Raw genomic sequence first — 18481 nt, 5'->3', positions numbered from 1 at the left:
GTTTCTCCCGAAGCGGCCCCTTTCTTGCGCATGTAACGCAGGTTTTCGCAGACAAGGCCCAATCTCGCGCTGGTGCCAATGCTTTGGCGACTAGTTGACTCCTGAGAACCGTCGACCAACCAACCGCCCACCACCCGACCAGGCAACCAGGCCACAAAAGCTGTGTGTCGTTCAGCAGGTTGCTGCATACTGTTTCCACACGGCTCAGCGCAGCCACAACACTACGTCGAAGGAGACGTCATGGCGCACTCAATTGCAACCTATATTTCGCTCGATGGTGTGACCGGTGAGGCAATGCAGCACTGGCACGACGTCTTTGGCGGCGAGCTCAACATTCTTCGCTACGGCGATATGCAGCTTGAGGGCATGCCCTTCGAGCCACCAGCAGACGCTGTTGCGCACGCGACACTCACCATGCCAGGAGGGGTGATCGCAGGCGGTGACTCAATGGACCCCGGGACTGAGTACCCAGTACGCGGCACCGCATATTCAATGCTGTATACGACAGACACGCCAGATGAGGCTCGCTCATTCATTGCGGCGTTGCTCGAGGGAGGCGGCGAAGCTGGCATGCCGTTTGAGAAGGCCCCGTGGGGCGGCTGGTTCGGTCAGGTCTTCGACCGCTACGGCGTCATGTGGTCGTTCTCATGCGATGAGGCATAACCGTGGCAGCGAACGACACCGCCGCGGCGCAAAAGGGACCGAAGTCGTATTTCCCGTCTATTGAAGCGAAGTACGGGAAGCCAATGTCTGAGTGGTTTGCGTTTCTCGTTCCCCACACGGGCGAGAAACACATGGAACAGGTCGCTGCGCTGAAGGCCCAGGGCATGGGGCACGGACACGCAAATGCTGTCGTCCACGTATTTCGTGCAGAGCACGGTGGTGCTGGCGAGTGACGAAATGAGTGTGGCTGGGTATCTATACCCAGCCACACTCACCGACCGTCGTGAGTGCAGTCGGTCGTTCTCGCCGACGGTCGATCTTGCAGGTTGCCGCACTCAACGACGGCAGTCGACCAATTAGATCGCGAGAGCGAGATCGTCGAGGTCGCCGACGCTGCCTCCTGCCGCGAGGGTTTCCTCGTAGGCGGCAAGGCGGTATTCATCGATCTGAGTATTTGTCGTGCCACGCTTCCAGTAGCCAAAGACTGCGACGTCACTCTTTGCGAGGCCACGGTCCTTTCTGAAGTGTGACCGGATGGCCTTCATTTCATCTCGTTCGCCCGCGGCCCAGACCGCGACTGGTTCGGCTTCAGAAATGCTGCCAAAGTGAGCGGTGAATCCGTTCCCTGGGGCGACTCGGGTGAGCGTGATTCCAGGCACCTGAGGGAGCTCGGCAAACGCCACTTCATCGTCTGTAGCGACCCAACCCTGGCCTCGCAGCGGTATGGCGTTCTCCTCGTCTTGCTTCGCAGCAAGAATCGCGTACAAGGCGGGAAGCGAGGTTGCGTCGGCAAAGATCGCGAGTTCGCTCCCTGGCGCATCTGGGAAGACGAAGTGGGGGCGTGGGCCACCAAATTCAACGGTGTCGCCGACGTTGAGGCTGTCGAGCCACCGCATCATCGGGCTTGCGCTGCCATGACGCACAACATCAACGTCAACCGTGCCGTCCGCGGTGTTGAACGAGCGGACCGTGTACACCCTGGTTTCTGAGTCGAAGCGTTCGTCGAAGTAGAAACGGAGGGCAGCATTCGGTCGCTGCCAGAGCGGTTCAGCATCGAAGTTTGGCACTGCAAGCACGACACGTGCCAGCTGCGGGCTAACGTTGATGATTGCTCGGACCGTCGCGGTGTCGAGCTGCAGTCCGCGGTTGTGATCGTCTGACTGGATAGCTGATGACTTCTGCAGTGGTGCGGTGGGTTTCATTGCATGCTCCTGATATGTGGGGTGTGAAATACGTGAGGGTGGTCAGCAGGCTGCGCCGCTGACCGCACCCGTTGTGACCGCGTGAGAACGTCGATCACGGGGAATGACGAGTGGTCTGCCGGTCTCGGGATCGGGAATTACTCGGGCTTCAAGGTCAAAGACCTCGCGCAGGAGTTCCGGCGTAATGGTGTCCTCCGGCGACCCAGTTGCGACGATCCGCCCATCGCGCATGGCGATCACGTGTGTGGCATACCGTGCGGCGAGATTGAGATCGTGAAGTACAGCGACGAGCGTGCGCCCGCCAGCGTGCAGTTGCGAACAGAGGTCCAACACGTCGAGCTGGTGTGCAATATCGAGGTAGGTCGTTGGCTCGTCAAGCAGGAGTACCGGGGTGTCCTGGGCAAGCGCCATGGCGATCCATGCCCGCTGCTTTTGCCCGCCACTGAGCTCGTCGACGAGTCGATGGGCGTATTCGAGCATGTTGACCTCTGCCAGCGCGGCGGTGACAGCTTCCTCATCGGAAACACTCCACTGGCGAAGCAGCGTTTGGTGTGGGTTTCGTCCACGGGCGACCAGGTCGCCAACGGTGAGCCCAGCCGGGGTCGTTGGCGACTGGGTGAGCATCCCGATACGACGAGCAAGTTCTTTTGGGCGTACAGACGCAATATCTTCACCGTGCAATGACACCTGGCCCTGAAAGGGGCGGATCATTCGGGCGAGAGACCTCAGCAGCGTCGACTTCCCACACCCATTGGAACCGATGATGACCGTGAAACTCTGGTCGGGAATTGTAACGTCAAGGTCAACAATGATGGGTTGGCCAGCGTAGCCGAGCGAGAGTGAGTCGGCAGCGAGCGCGACGGAATCGAGAGCATTCATAAGCGTGTTTCTGGGTTAGATGCGGCGGGCGAGTAGCCAGAGCAGGTAGAGGCCACCGAGCACGCTGGTGACCAGACCGACCGGTGTGCGCATGCCGAGGTTGAGGTTCTGCGTGAGAAGATCCGCTGCGACAAGCAACAGCGAACCGATCAGCGCCGAGAGGCCGATGAAGACGCCGGGTGCGTTGACCAATCTGCGTGCGATCTGCCCCGCAGCGAACGCAATAAATGCGATTGGTCCGGCCGCCGCGGTCGCCAGTGCAGCAGCGATGACCGCGATGAGCATGGCAATGAAGCGCGTTCGTTCGACACGCAGGCCGAGTCCTGCTGCGGCGTCATCGCCCATCTCAATGAGCGTGAGTCCGCGGGCGCACACGCTGAGCAGCGGGAGGCATGCACACACGGCGAGCACCGTGACGATGGCGTGCGGCCAGCCGCGTCCGATGAGTGAACCGGCACCCCAGAGCTGCGCGAGGGTTGCGTCGCTGATGTCAGCGCGGGCAATGAGGAGTGACGAGATGGCGCTGACAACGGCGCCAACACCGATTCCGACGAGCACGAGTCTGTAGCCGCCGGTGACGCCGTTACGCCGAGACAGGAAGTAGACGATGAGGGCGGTCACAATTCCACCGAGTACCGATGCGACTGCGGTCGCGAGTAGACCCCCGCGGAGTACGACAATCTGGAAGACCGCTGCGGTAGCTGCGCCAGCGGTGAAGCCGATGATGTCGGGTGAGCCGAGCGCGTTTTTCGAGATGGACTGGAATGTCGCTCCGCTCATACCCAGCAGCGCACCGACCGCCGCCGCGGTGATCACTCGTGGAAGCCGGCGGCCAAAAACGGAACGCGTGAGCGAGGGCTTTGCCTCACCAGAGAAGAGTGTCGCAAGTTCACCAGCAGAGAGCGGCTTGGTGCCGATGATGAGCGTCGCCGCAATGAGCGCGAAGAGTATGGCGAGTGCGAAAGCACCCACACAGACCGTGCGCGGGTGCATGCGAATGGAATATCCATTGCGACGGAAGAACGACCCGGTGATGGGGATCATTGCGGTGTTCGCGGTCACAGTGCTGACACCTTTCGAGAACGAACGAGCGCGATGAATACCGGGCCGCCAAACAGCGCGGCGGCGATTCCGGTCTGTAGCTCGGCGGGGGAGACGAGCCAGCGACCGAGTGTGTCGGCGACGACGAGGAGTGTCGCCCCGACGAGGGTCGCGAGCGGGAGCAGTAGGCGGTGCTCATTCCCCGTCGCGAATCGAGCAATGTGGGCTGCTCCGAGGCCGATGAATCCGATGGGCCCGGCTGCTGCGGTAGCTGCGCCAGCGAGAATGACCACTGCGATGGCTGCTGCGATCCGCGTCACTGCAACCCGAGTGCCGAGGGACGCTGCCACATCATCGCCAAGCGCGATGGCATTGAGTGGAGCGGCGAGCAACATCGTGCACGCAATTGCGACAACGATGAACGGCAGCACGGTAGCGAGGACGTCAAAGCCGCGACCTTGGAGGGATCCGACCGCCCAGAACCGGAAAGCATTGAATGCTGCTTCGTCGCTGAGTATGACGACCTGGGTGAGCGAACCGATCACGATGCTGACTGCCGTTCCGGCAAGTGCAATGCGAACCGGGGTCGCGGCGCTTCCGCGTGCGGATCCGAGGGCGTACACAACGACGGCTGCGAGGGCGGCGCCAAGGAATGCGAACCACAGATACCCCGAGGGAGCGGTCACGCCGAAGACACTGATCGCGATGACGACAGTGAGTGACGCCCCCGCGTTAATGCCGAGCACACCTGGGTCAGCAAGGGGATTTCGCGTGACTGACTGCATGAGTACACCCGCGAGACCGAGCGCGGCACCGACGACGACACCCATGAGGATCCGTGGCAGACGCGACTGCACGACGATGAGGTGCTCGTTGCTGTTCGGATCATACGAGACGAGAGCTGACAGCACGGTGTTGGCAGGGAGTGGGTGCGACCCCACACCAATGCCGACGATCGCGGCAACGACGAGCAGCGCGAGCGTGAGAGCGAACACGGCCGAAGCCCGTCGGGCAGTGAATGTCTGCCCGACGGGAGCGGTCGCGGTTGAAGGCTTCATTCCTACTTCGCGAAGGTGTCGACGACGAGTTCGACGGTCTGCTTTGCGCTGTAGTAGTCGAGACGGAATGACTGCGAGCCGAGGCTGAAGACACGATCCTGTGCGACAGCCGGCTGGTTTGCGAGCAACGGTTCGCCAGTGAAGTCAGCGACGGGGTCGCCGCCACCCATAGCAACCAAGAAGATGGTCTGCGCCTGCTCGAGGCCGGCTGCCATGTTTTCGCTCGAGAATACGTCAACATCTCGGCCATCCTGGCCAGCAGATGCGAACTTCTCATTCGCCCGTTCGTATGTGAATCCCAGTGAAGAGAGGAGCTGTGCCTGGGGGCTTTCTGGCATGAACGTCCAGGCGCCCTCTGCGCCCATGTACACGAGCGCAGTCGCCGGCTGTTCGGGGAGCTTGATCTTTGCTGCCTCACCAGCGACCCAGCTGTCATACTCAGCCAGTCGCTTGGTCGCATTTGCCTCAAGACCGGTGATCTCACCGAGCTCGGTCGTGAGGTCCTGCCAGGTGACGCCACTGTAGTCGAGCAGCACGGTGGGGGCGATCTCTGAGAGCTGTTCGTAGGCATCGCTTGTGGCGTCGCCACCGTTTGCCGATCCAATGATGAGATCTGGTTCGAACTGATCGATCGCGTCGATGTCGAGCGTGAGGTTTGCGTAGGCGACCTCGACACCGCGCTCATCAGCGACATCTGCCCACTGGGTGAAGAAGCCCTTGTCATCAGTGAGTGGTGTGACCGTTGCAGCGCCCGTCGCAACGAGCGGTGCGTCAATCGCGAGGAGGCTACCCGTGAGCGACGGCGAGGTCGACACGATGCGCAGCGGAGCTTCGTCAATGGTCGTGCTTCCCGCAGCGTGCTCGATCGTTCGCGGCCATTCACCGCTCGCAGCACCCGCAGAAGACGCCGTGTCGGAAGTATCAGTCGGGGCGCCCGAACAACCAGCGAGGAGCAGTACGGCTCCCATCGCAGCGAGAATAGTGGGCAGTCTTCTGGCCATGCGGAGTGCAGCCTTTCAGGGAAATAACAGTTCGTAATTGTGCGCGGTTGTGTGGCCCGCGATACCATCAAAGTTAGCCTTACCTAACCTAGATCTGTTGATAGGAAACGACATCGTGTTACCCGCCCCGCAGGGAGATTCCGTTCGAATACGTGAATCAGTTCTTTTTGCCGTGCTGGCTGGAAGCGCGCGATTCCGCACGACTGCTGGGGAAGTTGTCGTTGAAACCGGGCAAGGAATCTGGATAGCTGCTGGTGAACTCCTTGCCATCTGGGTCGAAGATGGCGACGTTGTGCTGCCAGTTCCTGCCACCGGGGTTGGGGTGGTGTCTGGCGCCAGAGTTGCCGTGGAGGACCGCTTGCTTCCAGACCTTGCGCAAGCGTTTGGCGGATCCCTTGGCTACCTTGATGGCGCGCCGTTCCCGGTGGAGGTGCACGGCCTCGGTGGCCCGGCCGTGCCAGAGCTTGTGTGGCCCGCATCGAGGGACCTGCGAGCGTGTGCTGAGGTGCTTGCGCAGCAGCCCGAGATGGATGTTGCGCAGTGGCTTGAGCGATCCGCGCTCGGATGGAGCCAGCGAACAGTGCAGCGAAACTTCCTCGCCGAGACCGGGCTGACGCTCACTGGGTGGTTGCGGCGCTGTCGGGTAGTGAGTGCCGCCAAGCTCATCGCGCAGGGACGGTCTCTTGAGTGGGTTGCGCACAAGGTGGGGTATCAGAGCCTGGGTGGATTCATTCGCGCGTTCAGTCGTGAGGTTGGCGTGACGCCTGGCCAGTGGCGCGAGCGGATCCAGATTGGCGAAGGTGACGCTTTTGAAGCGCGAATCGTGATTCCGCGCGATGTGTACGTGAACTCGAGCGGGACGTGGGTACGGGCAAATGGTGCGCACGTTGCGGTGTGGGCGGCAGTGGGTGGATCGCGGCTGGTGCTGCGCGATCGTGTCGTGGATATGGCGGAGGGTGAGGCTATTGTCATCCCGGCTGGGACGCCAAATTCCTTGGAAATTCCAGCTGGGTCAGTCCTGCTTCCTATTGGCTTTTTGTCTGGCGCGGAGGGTGGGGTTGGAGCGCCGCTGTGCCCAGCTCATCTCGGTGCGATTACCGATGTGCGGTTGCTGTCGATGATGCTTGCCGCATACACCGCCATCGGTGCGGTCGGTCAAGATTCGGGTGCCGGATTTCAAGAAGTGCTCACCCGTGCAACTTATGCCGAGGTGTCGGCGGGAGATGCAGTGCTTGCGAAATTTGCAAGCATGAGTGCGCGCTCGCCGCATCTCTCGAATGCGGAATTGTCGCGCCAGTTGGGGATGGATGAGCGCATGCTGCAGCGCGCAATGAACCAGCGTGCTGGAGTCTCGCTCGCGGTGTTGCGTCGCCTGCTTCGCATGACGGGCGCTCGTCACATGCTTGGGTCGGGAGCGAAGCCATCTGAGGTGTCGCGTGAGGTGGGGTATGCGCACCTGCCAGCTTTCACGCGCGCGTTTCGAGCAGTGCATGGCGCCCCGCCTGCGGAGCTTCATGTGCAAGACCTGCGATTCGCGCGAGCTGCGTGGGGGCAGCGAACGCTAGAGCGGCCGGTTGTTGGTGTTGGTGGTTATGGTGCGCTGCATGCTAGCTAATCTGATGTTAGTTAGGCAAACCTAAGTTAGATCAGATATGGTTGCGACGTTCCCATTTCGCCACTGAAAGGCCCGAATGTCCTCCCTGCCCAGAACCCACTCGTTCTCTGCCAAGCTCCGCCGCACTGGAATTGGCGCGCTCGCTACCGTGAGTGCCGTCACGCTGTTGCTCACTGGCTGCACCTCAGAATCTGCGAGTGAGGCGAAGCCGAAGTCTGATGCGAGCAGCATCGTGATTACCGACCAGCGAGGGGAAACCGTCGAGCTGCCTACGAACGTCGAAAAGGTGGCATTCACCGTCATGCCAGCGCCGTCGATTTTCGCAGCTGTGGACCGGTCATACGATCGCATCGTTGGTATTAATGAGTCGACACTGCAGGCGAACAAGGGTGGCATGTTCGCAACAATGTTCCCCGAGTCGTCGACAACAACAACGGTTGCTGGCGCAGATTTCGTGCCGAACGTCGAGACGCTGCTTACGCTTGAGCCTGATGTTGTTGTGCAGTGGGGCGACCGTGGCGACGATGTCATTGCCCCGATTGAAAATGCAGGTATCCCGGTCGTTGGCTTGAAGTACGGCACGCAGGAAGACCTCGAGGCCTGGCTCACGCTGTTCTCGGAAATCGCAGGCAAGCCTGAGCGCGGCGAAGAACTCGTTGCTTGGCAGCATGAGCAGATCGCTGAGATGCAGAAGCAGGTTGCCGCACAGAAGACTGAACGCCCGCGCGCGATCATGCTGTCTGCCGCTGCAGACAGCTACTCCGCGACCACCGGCAGCGGTTACGACGGTTTCCAGTTTGACCTCGTCGGCGCAGACCTGGTTTCGCAGGACTTTGTCTCAGACACTGGCCAGGTAAGCCCTGAGCAGATCCTCGAGTGGAACCCCGAGGTGATCTTCCTCAGCGCATTCGATGAGTCGACCCCTGAGCAGATCATGTCGGACTCTCGCCTCGCATCTGTCCAGGCGGTCAAGGATGGCCGCGTGTACAAGACCCCGCTTGGCGGGTACCGCTGGCAGGTGCCCGGCTCGGAGTCGCCGCTGATGTGGGAGTGGATGTTCCACCTGCTCTACCCTGAGGCAGGAAACGTTGATCTCCGCGAAGACACCATCGACGCGTTCGATGACCTCTTTGCGTACGACCTCTCTGAGGACGAGCTCGACGGCGTTCTGCGCTTCGAAGACAACGTGTCTGGCGCAAACTATGACCAGTTCCGCCGCTAACTCTGTAGGTGTGACGGGTGGTGCCGATTCGATCGGCGCCACCGCTGTCGCGGCCAGCGGATCCGCTGCGACACCAACGCAGACTGCCCGCCGCGCGATCCGACCAGGCACCGTCATTACAGCACTGACGGTGCTCCTCGTCGCTTCGGTACTCATTTCGCTCTCGGTTGGCCGATTTGCGGTTCCTGTGACTGACACCGCGCAGATTCTGCTCGGTAGCTTCCTCCCAATCGACCAGACCTGGACTGACCAGCAGGGAACCGTCGTCCTCGACGTGCGTTTGCCACGCGTGTTGCTGGGTGCGCTCGTTGGCGCTGGCCTCGCCCTCAGTGGCGCTGCGATGCAGGCGGTGTTCCGTAACCCGCTCGCGAGCGCGCAGGTACTTGGGGTTTCCTCAGGCGCTTCACTCGGCGGAGTGCTCATGATTCTCGCTGGCTTGGGCGGGGCATTCCTCGTTGGTGGTGCATTTGCCGGAGGCCTCCTGGCACTCGTGCTCGTGTTGCTGATCGCTCGCGTGACACCCGGGTCGCCACTGTTGATGGTGATTCTTGCTGGCACTGTCATTGGCGCGATGTTTAATGCGTTTGTGTCGATGCTCACATACGTGGCTGACCCGAACGGTGAGCTGCCGTCGATTGTGTTTTGGCTCATGGGGTCGCTCGCGACGGCGAGCTACGCGAAGCTCCTCCTCGCTGCCTTCCCGATTGTGATCGCAGGTGCGGTGATTGTTGCGTTGCGCTGGCGCGTGAATCTGCTCTCGATGGGCGATGAGGACGCAAAGGCGCTAGGCGCGGATCCAGCTCGCACTCGCATGGCGCTGCTCATCGCGGTTGCGCTCATCACCGCGGGTGCTGTGGCGGTGACGGGCGTGATTGGTTGGGTCGGCCTCGTGGTGCCGCACCTCGTCCGCATGCTGATTGGCGTTGACAACCGATATGTGCTGCCAGCGAGTGCGCTGCTCGGCGCGAGCTACCTCGTGCTGATCGACACGCTTTCGCGCACGATTACTACGGCCGAGATTCCGATCGGCATTCTCACGGCCATCATTGGGGCTCCGTTCTTCGTGGGCCTCCTGATCAAAAATGGAAAGCGAATGTGGGGCGGAAATGATTAGGGCAACCGGGCTCGGACACAAGTACGGGCGCGCTGCAGACTGGACGTTCCGTGACGTCAACGTCACCATCCCAGCCGGTGAAATCCTTGCGGTGCTCGGCCCGAACGCACGCGGCAAGACAACGCTCGTTTCCACACTCGCTGGGTTGCGGATCCCAGCCTCAGGCGAGGTCGAGCGCGTGGGGCATGTCGGCTTTGTGCCGCAGAGCCATGCCAGTGCATTCGCATTCCCGGTGCGTGAGGTGGCGCTCATGGGGCGCGCCCGCCATGTGCGCGCAATGTCGATGCCGGGTAAGCGGGACCGGGAAATTGCAGATGCAGCGCTTGAGCGTATTGGTATCTCGCACCTCGCGGATCGCAGCTACCCACGCCTGAGCGGCGGCGAACGGCAGCTCGTGTTGATCGCACGTGCGCTTGCGTCGGAGTGCAACAGCATGGTGCTTGACGAGCCCGCGTCTGCGCTTGATCTGCGCAATCAGGCGCGCGTGCTTCGCGTGCTCCGCTCGCTTGCTGATGAGGGCATGGCCATTGTTATGACCACACACCATCCCGATCATGCGTTCCACATTGCTGAGCGCTCGCTTCTCATCGTTGGCCCTGACGACGTTCGAGTCGGGCCGACAGGCGAGCTACTCACCGAGGAGCTGCTTTCTGAGCTCTATGGGCTCGGCATGCAGACCACCGACGTGACTACGCCCAGCGCGCTGCGGCGTCTCATCGTTCCAGATTTCGGCCCGGCGGTGCCAGCTGCCTGGTCTGATGCGGCTCGATCCGCGCACACAGAAGACGGAGTGCGAGTGTGATTATTCGTGCAGTCATGCAAGAGACCCCTGAACTTGCCGCCGCGGCGTCGGCGGTGACCGGGGAAACGCAGCCGGTCTTGCTCGATGTCTACCGACTGCCAGAGACAGATCTCAGCCAGGTCACAGGAATGATGATCTCGGGTGACGCAGACCAGGTGTTTCTTGCCGAACAGCAGCCCCTGCTCGACGCCTTTGTTGCTGGCGGTGGGCGCGTGCTCGTGAATGGTCACGTCCAGCGACCATTCTTGAGCGGGCTGGCCCCGTGGCGCAAACTTGCCTTTTCGGGACCTCGTGATCTGCGTCTCACCAGACTGCACGATCACCCGGTGTGGGCGGGCGCTGACCCCGACCTCTTCCTCTTCAGCACTGGAGAATCTGGACCACAGACGCTTGAACGACTCCGCGAGATCGGTGTGGCCGGTTTCTACGGACGCGGGTATCCGGCCTGGCTGCCAGACGAGGCAACCGTGATCCACGGCCTCGGTGATCTGCTTGCCCCCATCGATTATGAATACCCGCTGGGCAACGGCCGCGTGCTCGTGCACTGCGGCAACGATCTCACCCACTTCATTTCGGCGGATCGCGGCACAGCTCACATGGGTGCGCAGCTTGCCGCATGGCTCCGCGCTGAAGACGAGTAGAAAGCAGACACAGCATGACCCGGCGTATCGCCTTTGTCCACTGCGGATCGCACGCACAGCTCGCAACGATCGCCGATCCTGCGCTCGGTATCTACAACCTCGTTCCGGTACACATTCGAGATCTGGCGTTCGAGCTTCGTGACGAGCTGTTGCAGGCCCGAAAGCTCAAGGCGGGAACAAGCGCCCTCGCGGCGTTGGCTGAGGTTGACGCGATTCTTGTGAGCGACCGCTTGCGGCATGACCTGTTGCGTGTAGTCGGCCCTGAGCTCCTCTCGCGGTTCGGCGCTGGGGTGCCAGGCGTCGTGCTCGGTGAGAACCGGGTCGACACGTGGTTCCCGCAGTTTGTCGAACACGAGCGCCCGACCATATTTTGGTGGTGGCGGACTGGGGAGCCACACTGCAAACGTCGTGTTGCGCTCGACCATCCTGCGCAGCGCTACTTCTCAGATCGATCAGTGATCTGGCATTCACATGGCGTTCTTGAGTTGCCACATGATGCCACGAGCCTCGTCGATCTCGACCACGCAGACGGCAATCTTGATGGCTCGATCCTTGCGGTGTGGGAACCTGCCGAAGGTGCGCGCGTGCTGGTGAGCACTATGGACCCGGTGTATCACCACGGCTCAGGCTTTATGCCAGGTGCGACGCAGCTGCTGTACCGCTCGTTGGCATGGCTGGCAGCTGAAGCAGAGAGTGATGCAGCACCGAGTGACGCTGACCGCAGTGTCACCTTCTGGGAAAACGGCGTTGCGCACTCCTTCACGTTTGCCGATTGCATGCGTTACCACGGGCCAGAGTTCCCAGGCGGCGTCGCGCACGCGTTTGCTGCGCTTGGACGCGCAATTCCCGCGCTTGAAGCTCGCCTCGAATCCGGTCGCGTGGATCGGCGGGAGCTGCGGATCCGTACCCCGTTCGGCGGCCCCGGAGCACGTGACGCATTCGAGCTCATGACGCGCGCGGTGACGGGGGAGCGGTATGAGATTGTGCCGGAACTCGCACGCCCAGAACGCGGAACAACGTTGCAACGATACGTGTTTGAGTTCAGCGTTGGCGACGTCACCGTCACAAGCGTGATTCGAGATCGCGACATCGTCGTGCCTGAGTTCATCGAACTCACTGCCCGACCAGGCAAGGGCGAGGCAGAACTCGCGCGACTCGAAGTCTTGAAACGTGAGATGCGCGACAGGATTCTGGGAGGTCTACCTGAAGAGGTATACGACCTCGAAGCGTAGCGCGATGCCAGCTCGCTGACAGATGTCGTATGCTTATCTGCGGGTGGGGCCGTTTCGGCTCCGGGTCATGGCTGGGGAGCCACGACCTTTTGCGAAGGTGAATCCTATGTTGCGTCTTGTACGCGTGCGTTGCGCGAGAATCTCGCGCTGATGCAGAGTTATCCGTAGGTTCACCTTCGCAGCTGATGCCCATGCCGTTGCTTGGCTGATTGTTGAAAAATCGAGATGTCCAGCATTTATCTTTTTCAGGATCACCGGGTAGCGTGGAACGGTGATCGAGAAGCTCTCAGGCCCCATTCGTTCCACCCTCATCTCTGGCGATCAGGACTCCTCGTCTGCCACTGACTCGCCGGGTGGACAGCGCCATCGCATCGTCTTCCTGCACGGGCTCTTCGGCCGCGGCAAGAACTTCACGAAGGTCGCACAGGCACTTGCTCCGCAGGCAGACAGCCTGCTTATTGACCTGCCGAATCACGGCGCTTCCGGCTGGACCGAGCACTTCGTCTTCGAAGAGATGGCCGACCTCGTCGCTGCGCATATCCTCGAGACCTTCCCTGGTGAGGGGCCAGTCGATCTCATTGGCCATTCGATGGGCGGCAAGGTGGCGATGGTGCTTGCGCTTCGCCACCCGGAACTCATTCGACGCCTGGTCATCATCGATATTTCGCCGGTTGGGCGGGGCGCGGATCGCGGCAACTTCCGCCACCTCTTTGATTCGCTCCTGAAGATCGACCTCGCAACGCTGCCTGACCGCCGTCACGCAGAACAGATGCTTGAAGAATCGATCGAGTCTGCCTCGGTGCGCTCATTCCTGCTGCAGAACCTCAAGCGCACGGATGACGGCTTTGCGTGGCAGCCCAATCTTGAGCTGTTGAGTCGTGAACTGCCGACCATTATGGACTTCCCAGATATGTCGGGGCGCCAGTTCCGTGGTCCCGTGCTGTGGATGCGTGGTGAGAAGTCCAGCTACGTCACCGATGAAGATCTGCCCGCGATGCGCGAGTTCTTCCCGCGTGTGCTGCGCGTGACGGTTCGCGACGCGGGCCACTGGGTGCATTCTGAGCAGCCAGACGCGGTGATTGCTTCGCTCACCCGCTTCTTGCTGTGAGAGAGCTGCCCAACTACGCGGTCTGACACTCTGCGTATGGATGTTCTTTTCGCTCGCAGCTAATTCTTCGTAACTTCACGTTGCGATGTCAGGGCTCGGTTGTAGCCTGACAACATGAACGAACACGCGCCCAACGACGGTAACGGAAAGCTCGCGCTTTCCTCCGACCTGGTCGGTGACGAGATTTCGATCTCGCCGAGTGAGCTGCGAAATCTTGGTGATCGCTTTCAGAAGTTCCATCTTGAGTATCGCTTTGCCCTGCAAGAGGTTGAGACAAAGCTCGATATCTTGCGGGAAGAATTTCTGCACATGCACGAGTACCACCCCATCGAGCATGTTTCGAGTCGTGTAAAAAGCATCGATAGTCTGCTCGCAAAGGTTGAGCGTCGTGGCATTAGCCCTGACATCGACTCGATTCGGCGTGAAGTGCGAGACATCGCAGGTGTGCGTGTGACGTGCGCTTTCAGACGTGATGTGTACAAGCTCTTTAACTTGTTCACGCAACAGGACGACGTGACGGTGCTCGAAGTCGAGGACTACATTGTTGATCCCAAGCCCAACGGGTATAAGAGTCTGCACGCGATCATCTCGGTGCCAGTGTTTCTCTCAAGTGGTCGCGTTGACGTGCCTGTGGAGGTGCAGTTCCGAACGATCGCGATGGATTTCTGGGCAAGTCTCGAACATAAGATTTACTACAAATACGATCGCCACGTTCCAGACAGCCTTATCGATGAGCTGCGCAGTGCGGCTGTGACAGCATCTGAGCTTGACGAACGGATGGAGCGGCTACACACCTCGCTGCATGGCGTTCCAACAGAAACCACCCCCATTCGTATTCCGGATCCTGACCAGCGAGAGTACCTGGCGTAAGCACTATGACTGCAGTATCTGAAACACCAGCACCGGTTGTATCCGGCGCGACAGATGAGAACATCGGTGTGCATCTTCCAGGCGGATCAGGCGGTGTCTGGAAAAAGACCTCTGAAACCGGTGAGGTGCGAGTGCATCGGCCAACGGGTGCGTGGACTCCTGCAGTGCATGAGCTGCTGGAACATTTGCACGCCCGCAGCGTCGGGGGAGTTCCGAAACTGTACGGCATCGACGCCGAGGGGTGCGAGGTTCTTGAGTTTCTTCAGGGCGAATCGATTGATCCAGAAGGCGAGCCCGTTTCTGACAGGGTGCTTGGCGAAGCCGCGGCCTGGCTGCGTTCGTTTCACGAAGCAGTCGCAGACTTTCGACCAGAACACCAGGTGTGGCGGCCGGGGGAGCGAGCGCTCGAAGACGGAGAAATCATTTGCCACAATGATCCCGGAGTGACGAACTGGGTGGTTCGTGACGACACTTTCGTTGGCATGATCGACTGGGACCGGGCGGCGCCTGGGCGCCCCATTGACGACGTCGCGTTTCTCTGCTGGAGCGGTGTCCCACTCATGCGAGAGATTTCCCTCACAGAAGTTTCGAGGCGGTTAGCGGTTGTGGCCGACTCATATGGTGGTCTCGATCCACTCGAACTCCTTGACGCGGTAACCGCACGGATGCAGCTCATCAGCGAGCGTTGGCAGCGCGGAATTGCTGCGGGGGACCCTGGCACAATTGCACTCCGCGACTCGGGAATCATGGCGCGTCATGAAGAACGTGTCGCCCAATTTGATGCACGAAAACCAGCAATTCGTGATGCTGTTTTTCAGTCTTTACGAGACAGATCGTCAGCGTTTATTCAGCAGTATGAGTAGTCTTGAAGAGTGAGTAAGGATCCGCTCGAAGAACTATTCGGCCTGTTAGATGACGCTAACGAGGCCGAAACTGAGGCTATTCAGCCGGTATCGGCGCGCGCTCGACTTTCGCAAGAACAGTCGGTGCGTACGCATGAACGGCAGCCCGATATTCCCCGTACCGATCAGCCGGCGAAGCAAAAGCGCCGCGCAAAGCGTGGCGCTGCATCGCTGATTGCTCAGGCTCAGACTGAGGCAGCCACTGCTGCGATACCTGCCCCCGAGGCTGTGCCGACGACGCCGATTGCGCGTACTACGGCTATGCCAGCGGCAGCGTCGACGGTGCCTGCTCCCGCTCCTGCTGTACCAGCGTCAGAAGCTGCGCCGACAGCTCCACTGGTCACTCCGACGGCGGCGACCCGACAGGCACCCCGTCCAGCCGCTGCGCCGAGAATTGCAGCAACGCCCGCAGCGCCCACGCCTGGTTATGCCCGCAACGGTGGCAATGCCGATGGTGTGAGCGCCATGGTCATTGACGATGAGCCGCAAGATGCACGCGCAAGGTTTATGCCGTGGGTCGTTGTTGGTGTCGTCGCCCTTGTCGCGATCATTGGCGCAACGTTCCTTATCGGTGGAATCCGTGGCGGCGGCAATGAAGCAACACCAGCGCCGGTCGAAAAGGTCGAGCCAGTCGCTCCAAAGCCATCGCCGAGCACCACAGACACCGACAAGACCAAAGAAGAGGTCGTCGAGGAGCCAAAGGATGACGTCGCCCCGACCGTTGAAGTCGGCGCAACCTATCCGATTCCGGTCCCACAGTGGGACGCGACATTTGATCTGTCCGATCGCCTGGGGGCCTCGTGTGGGTACAACATTGAAGGTGACAACCTGGTGATGTGTACCGACCTTGTCGAATCGTTCCCAGAGAGCTGCTCTGCGCTTCGCACTGGCTGGGGCATCACGAAGGCAGCCGACGGCAAGTTCGAGTTGCTGCGTCCTGAAGGCACCTGTGAAGAGTCGAAGGCGTTGTATGACAACGTCTGGGGTCTCATGCAGGCCGCAGCAGACAGCATGAAGGCTGCGTAACCCGACAGAACACTTGGCACAGAAGGCCGGATCTCACAGGAGATCCGGCCTTCTGTCGTTTCTAGTGTCACGTGCTTGGCAATCGGGAGACCAAGAAACGAGACTCGCGGGCGAGAAATTACGTAACCAATAAAATTCGAGAATTGCAGCTCATTTTGTATAACTCTGCATGAAAACACGGAATTTCGCTCCGAAGATTCATGGATTCAACAGTTTCTGTTACGACACGATCACGCTTGGAACTTCACCTGTCGTCGAAATTTTTCTATTCGATACGATGAAGGAGTCAACGACTATTGACCGCATCGAAGCGGTGAGCCTGTGAGAACAGTCAACGGCTTGGCCAGTTGGTGTTTCGTCACATTGCCGATAGTCATCCAAAACAGAAAGAGAGAAGACTGTGAAGCGATCTCGAATTGGCCTGAGCTTCATCGCTCTGGCTGCAGCAGGCGCGCTTGCGCTGTCGGGCTGCTCGTCGAACAGCGGCAGCGGAGCTGCTGGCGACGGTATCATCATTGCGAACGGCACCGAGCCCCAGAACGCACTGATCCCGACCAACATCAACGAGGTTGGCGGCGGCAAGATCGCCGATAACATCTTCTCGGGTCTCATCCACTACACCGAGACCGGTGCGGCTGAGAACGATATGGCTGAGTCGATCGAGACGACTGACTCGAAGACCTTCACCATCAAGATCAAGCCCGACGCTAAGTTCAGCGACGGCACTCAGGTGAAGGCTGAGAACTTTGTCAAGGCGTGGAACTACGGTGCTGCACTCGACAACGCTCAGCTCAACAGCTACTTCTTCGAAGACATCGAAGGCTTCAGCTGGGACGAAAACGTTGAAGAGCTCTCGGGCCTGAAGGTTGTTGACGACACCACCTTCACCGTGACCCTCAACCAGCCCGCAGCTGACTTCCCGATCCGCCTGGGCTACACCGCCTTCTCGCCGCTTCCTGACGTAGCGTTCGAGGACATGGAGGCATTCGGCCAGGCTCCCATCGGCAACGGCCCCTACAAGCTTGCTTCTGACAAGGCTTGGGCTCACGACGAGCAGATCGAGCTCGTGAAGAACGAGGACTACTCGGGTACCCGCGAGGTCCAGAACAACGGTCTGACGATCAAGTTCTACTCGACCCTCGACGCAGCGTACGCTGACCTGCTCGCTGGTAACCTCGACGTTCTCGACGAGATCCCCGATACCCAGTACGCAAACTACGAGAGCGATCTCGGCGACCGTGCTGTGAGCCAGCCTGCTGCGCTCAACCAGACCTTCACCATCCCCGCATCGCTCGAGCACTTCTCGGGTGAAGAGGGCAAGCTCCGTCGCCAGGCCATCTCGATGGCTATCGACCGCGAGCAGATCACCGAAAAGATCTTCGACGGTACTCGTACCCCTGCAGTTGACTTCACTTCACCCGTCATCGATGGCTGGAACGATGAACTCGCAGGCGAAGAGGTACTCGAGTTCAACCCCGAAGAGGCAAAGAAGCTCTGGGCTGAGGCAGACAAGATCTCGCCTTGGAGCGGCACCTTTGAGATTGCATACAACGGCGACGCAAACCACCAGGCTTGGGTTGACGCTGTGACCAACGGCATCAAGAACAACCTCGGTATCGAAGCAGCTGGCAAGGTATACCCCAAGTTCGACGTGCTTCGTGAAGAGGTCACCAACCGCACCATCGGCGCGGCATTCCGTACCGGTTGGCAGGCAGATTACCCCGGTCTGTTCAACTTCCTCGGCCCGATCTTCGGTACCAACGCTGGTGCAAACGACGGCGACTACTCGAACCCCGAGTTCGACGCGCTGCTGAAGAAGGGCTCGACTGCTGCAGATGTTGAAGACGCAAACGCGGCCTTCAACTCGGCACAGGAGATCCTCCTGCAGGACCTCCCCGCGATTCCGCTCTGGTACCAGAACGTGAACGGTGGTTACAGCGAGAAGGTTGACAACGTGAACTTCGGCTGGAACTCGGTTCCCCTCTACTACGAAATCACTAAGAAGTAGCTAAGAGACAAGGAGAGGCCCTGAATCTTCGGATTCAGGGCCTCTCTCTGATAACAGCCCCAGCCGAGGTCGACTCTCGGTTTATTAGGGTATTAAT

18 protein-coding genes are annotated in these 18481 nt (G+C 60.2%); 13 read left to right on the top strand and 5 right to left on the bottom strand.

The window, feature by feature from the left end; genetic code table 11:
• The first annotated feature begins 240 nt into the window (after nt 1–240).
• Both FW756_RS01515 and FW756_RS01510 read left to right on the top strand, forming a co-directional pair.
• The gene (locus tag FW756_RS01515) at nt 241–663 is read left to right on the top strand and encodes a VOC family protein (protein WP_446428413.1); all 423 of its coding nucleotides are present in this window, start codon (nt 241–243) and stop codon (nt 661–663) included.
• A gap of 2 nt (nt 664–665) precedes the next feature.
• Nucleotides 666–896 carry a DUF4287 domain-containing protein gene (locus FW756_RS01510; protein ID WP_446428412.1) on the top strand — a complete coding sequence of 77 codons (231 nt, stop codon included), beginning with the start codon at nt 666–668 and terminating at the stop codon, nt 894–896.
• A gap of 123 nt (nt 897–1019) precedes the next feature.
• Here FW756_RS01510 and FW756_RS01505 read toward each other — a convergent pair whose 3' ends face one another.
• Genes FW756_RS01505 through fepB form a run of 5 tightly spaced genes read right to left on the bottom strand, consistent with a single transcriptional unit; the run spans nt 1020 to nt 5844 of the window.
• Nucleotides 1020–1865 (bottom strand): siderophore-interacting protein, encoded by an 846-nt coding sequence (locus FW756_RS01505; protein WP_446428411.1) that lies wholly within the window; start codon nt 1863–1865, stop codon nt 1020–1022.
• 42 nt (nt 1866–1907) lie between these two features.
• On the bottom strand, nt 1908–2744 hold the full coding sequence (locus tag FW756_RS01500) for an ABC transporter ATP-binding protein (protein ID WP_446428410.1): 837 nt from the start codon (nt 2742–2744) through the stop codon (nt 1908–1910).
• A gap of 15 nt (nt 2745–2759) precedes the next feature.
• On the bottom strand, nt 2760–3806 hold the full coding sequence (locus FW756_RS01495) for a FecCD family ABC transporter permease (RefSeq protein ID WP_446428409.1): 1047 nt from the start codon (nt 3804–3806) through the stop codon (nt 2760–2762).
• Nucleotides 3803–4843 (bottom strand): FecCD family ABC transporter permease, encoded by a 1041-nt coding sequence (locus tag FW756_RS01490; protein WP_446428408.1) that lies wholly within the window; start codon nt 4841–4843, stop codon nt 3803–3805. The genes FW756_RS01495 and FW756_RS01490 overlap by 4 nt, the downstream gene beginning before the upstream one ends.
• A 2-nt stretch (nt 4844–4845) precedes the next feature.
• Nucleotides 4846–5844, bottom strand: coding sequence for a Fe2+-enterobactin ABC transporter substrate-binding protein (gene fepB, locus FW756_RS01485; RefSeq protein ID WP_446428407.1), 999 nt, complete (start codon nt 5842–5844; stop codon nt 4846–4848).
• Between the two features lie 115 nt (nt 5845–5959).
• Between fepB and FW756_RS01480 the strand changes: the two genes are divergently transcribed.
• From FW756_RS01480 to FW756_RS01430, 11 genes are all read left to right on the top strand, one after another.
• Nucleotides 5960–7459: a helix-turn-helix domain-containing protein gene (locus FW756_RS01480; RefSeq protein WP_446428406.1), complete on the top strand. Its 1500-nt coding sequence runs from the start codon at nt 5960–5962 to the stop codon at nt 7457–7459.
• Between the two features lie 76 nt (nt 7460–7535).
• Nucleotides 7536–8681, top strand: coding sequence for an ABC transporter substrate-binding protein (locus FW756_RS01475; protein WP_446428405.1), 1146 nt, complete (start codon nt 7536–7538; stop codon nt 8679–8681).
• Complete coding sequence (locus tag FW756_RS01470) at nt 8662–9795, top strand: FecCD family ABC transporter permease (RefSeq protein ID WP_446428404.1); 1134 nt, start codon at nt 8662–8664, stop codon at nt 9793–9795. The genes FW756_RS01475 and FW756_RS01470 overlap by 20 nt, the downstream gene beginning before the upstream one ends.
• Nucleotides 9788–10597, top strand: a complete 810-nt coding sequence (locus FW756_RS01465; RefSeq protein WP_446428403.1) for an ABC transporter ATP-binding protein — start codon at nt 9788–9790, stop codon at nt 10595–10597. Before FW756_RS01470 ends, FW756_RS01465 begins: the two co-directional genes overlap by 8 nt.
• The gene (locus tag FW756_RS01460; protein ID WP_446428402.1) at nt 10594–11238 is read left to right on the top strand and encodes a hypothetical protein; all 645 of its coding nucleotides are present in this window, start codon (nt 10594–10596) and stop codon (nt 11236–11238) included. Before FW756_RS01465 ends, FW756_RS01460 begins: the two co-directional genes overlap by 4 nt.
• 14 nt (nt 11239–11252) lie before the next feature.
• Complete coding sequence (locus FW756_RS01455; protein ID WP_446428401.1) at nt 11253–12470, top strand: hypothetical protein; 1218 nt, start codon at nt 11253–11255, stop codon at nt 12468–12470.
• A 271-nt stretch (nt 12471–12741) separates the two neighbouring features.
• Nucleotides 12742–13578: an alpha/beta fold hydrolase gene (locus FW756_RS01450; RefSeq protein WP_446428400.1), complete on the top strand. Its 837-nt coding sequence runs from the start codon at nt 12742–12744 to the stop codon at nt 13576–13578.
• 114 nt (nt 13579–13692) lie between these two features.
• A complete protein-coding gene (locus tag FW756_RS01445) occupies nt 13693–14448 on the top strand; it encodes a GTP pyrophosphokinase (RefSeq protein WP_446428399.1) in 756 nt (251 codons plus the stop codon).
• Nucleotides 14449–14453: 5 nt separating this feature from the next.
• Nucleotides 14454–15311, top strand: a complete 858-nt coding sequence (locus FW756_RS01440; RefSeq protein WP_446428398.1) for an aminoglycoside phosphotransferase family protein — start codon at nt 14454–14456, stop codon at nt 15309–15311.
• Nucleotides 15312–15320: 9 nt separating this feature from the next.
• Nucleotides 15321–16376 carry a hypothetical protein gene (locus FW756_RS01435; RefSeq protein WP_446428397.1) on the top strand — a complete coding sequence of 352 codons (1056 nt, stop codon included), beginning with the start codon at nt 15321–15323 and terminating at the stop codon, nt 16374–16376.
• 400 nt (nt 16377–16776) lie between these two features.
• Entirely contained in the window at nt 16777–18384 is a 1608-nt protein-coding gene (locus FW756_RS01430) for a peptide ABC transporter substrate-binding protein (RefSeq protein WP_446428396.1), read from the top strand.
• The last annotated feature ends 97 nt before the right edge of the window (nt 18385–18481 follow it).

Source organism: Leucobacter sp. 1207-22 (genome assembly GCF_052850455.1).
This window is presented reverse-complemented; position numbering and strand designations above follow the sequence as displayed.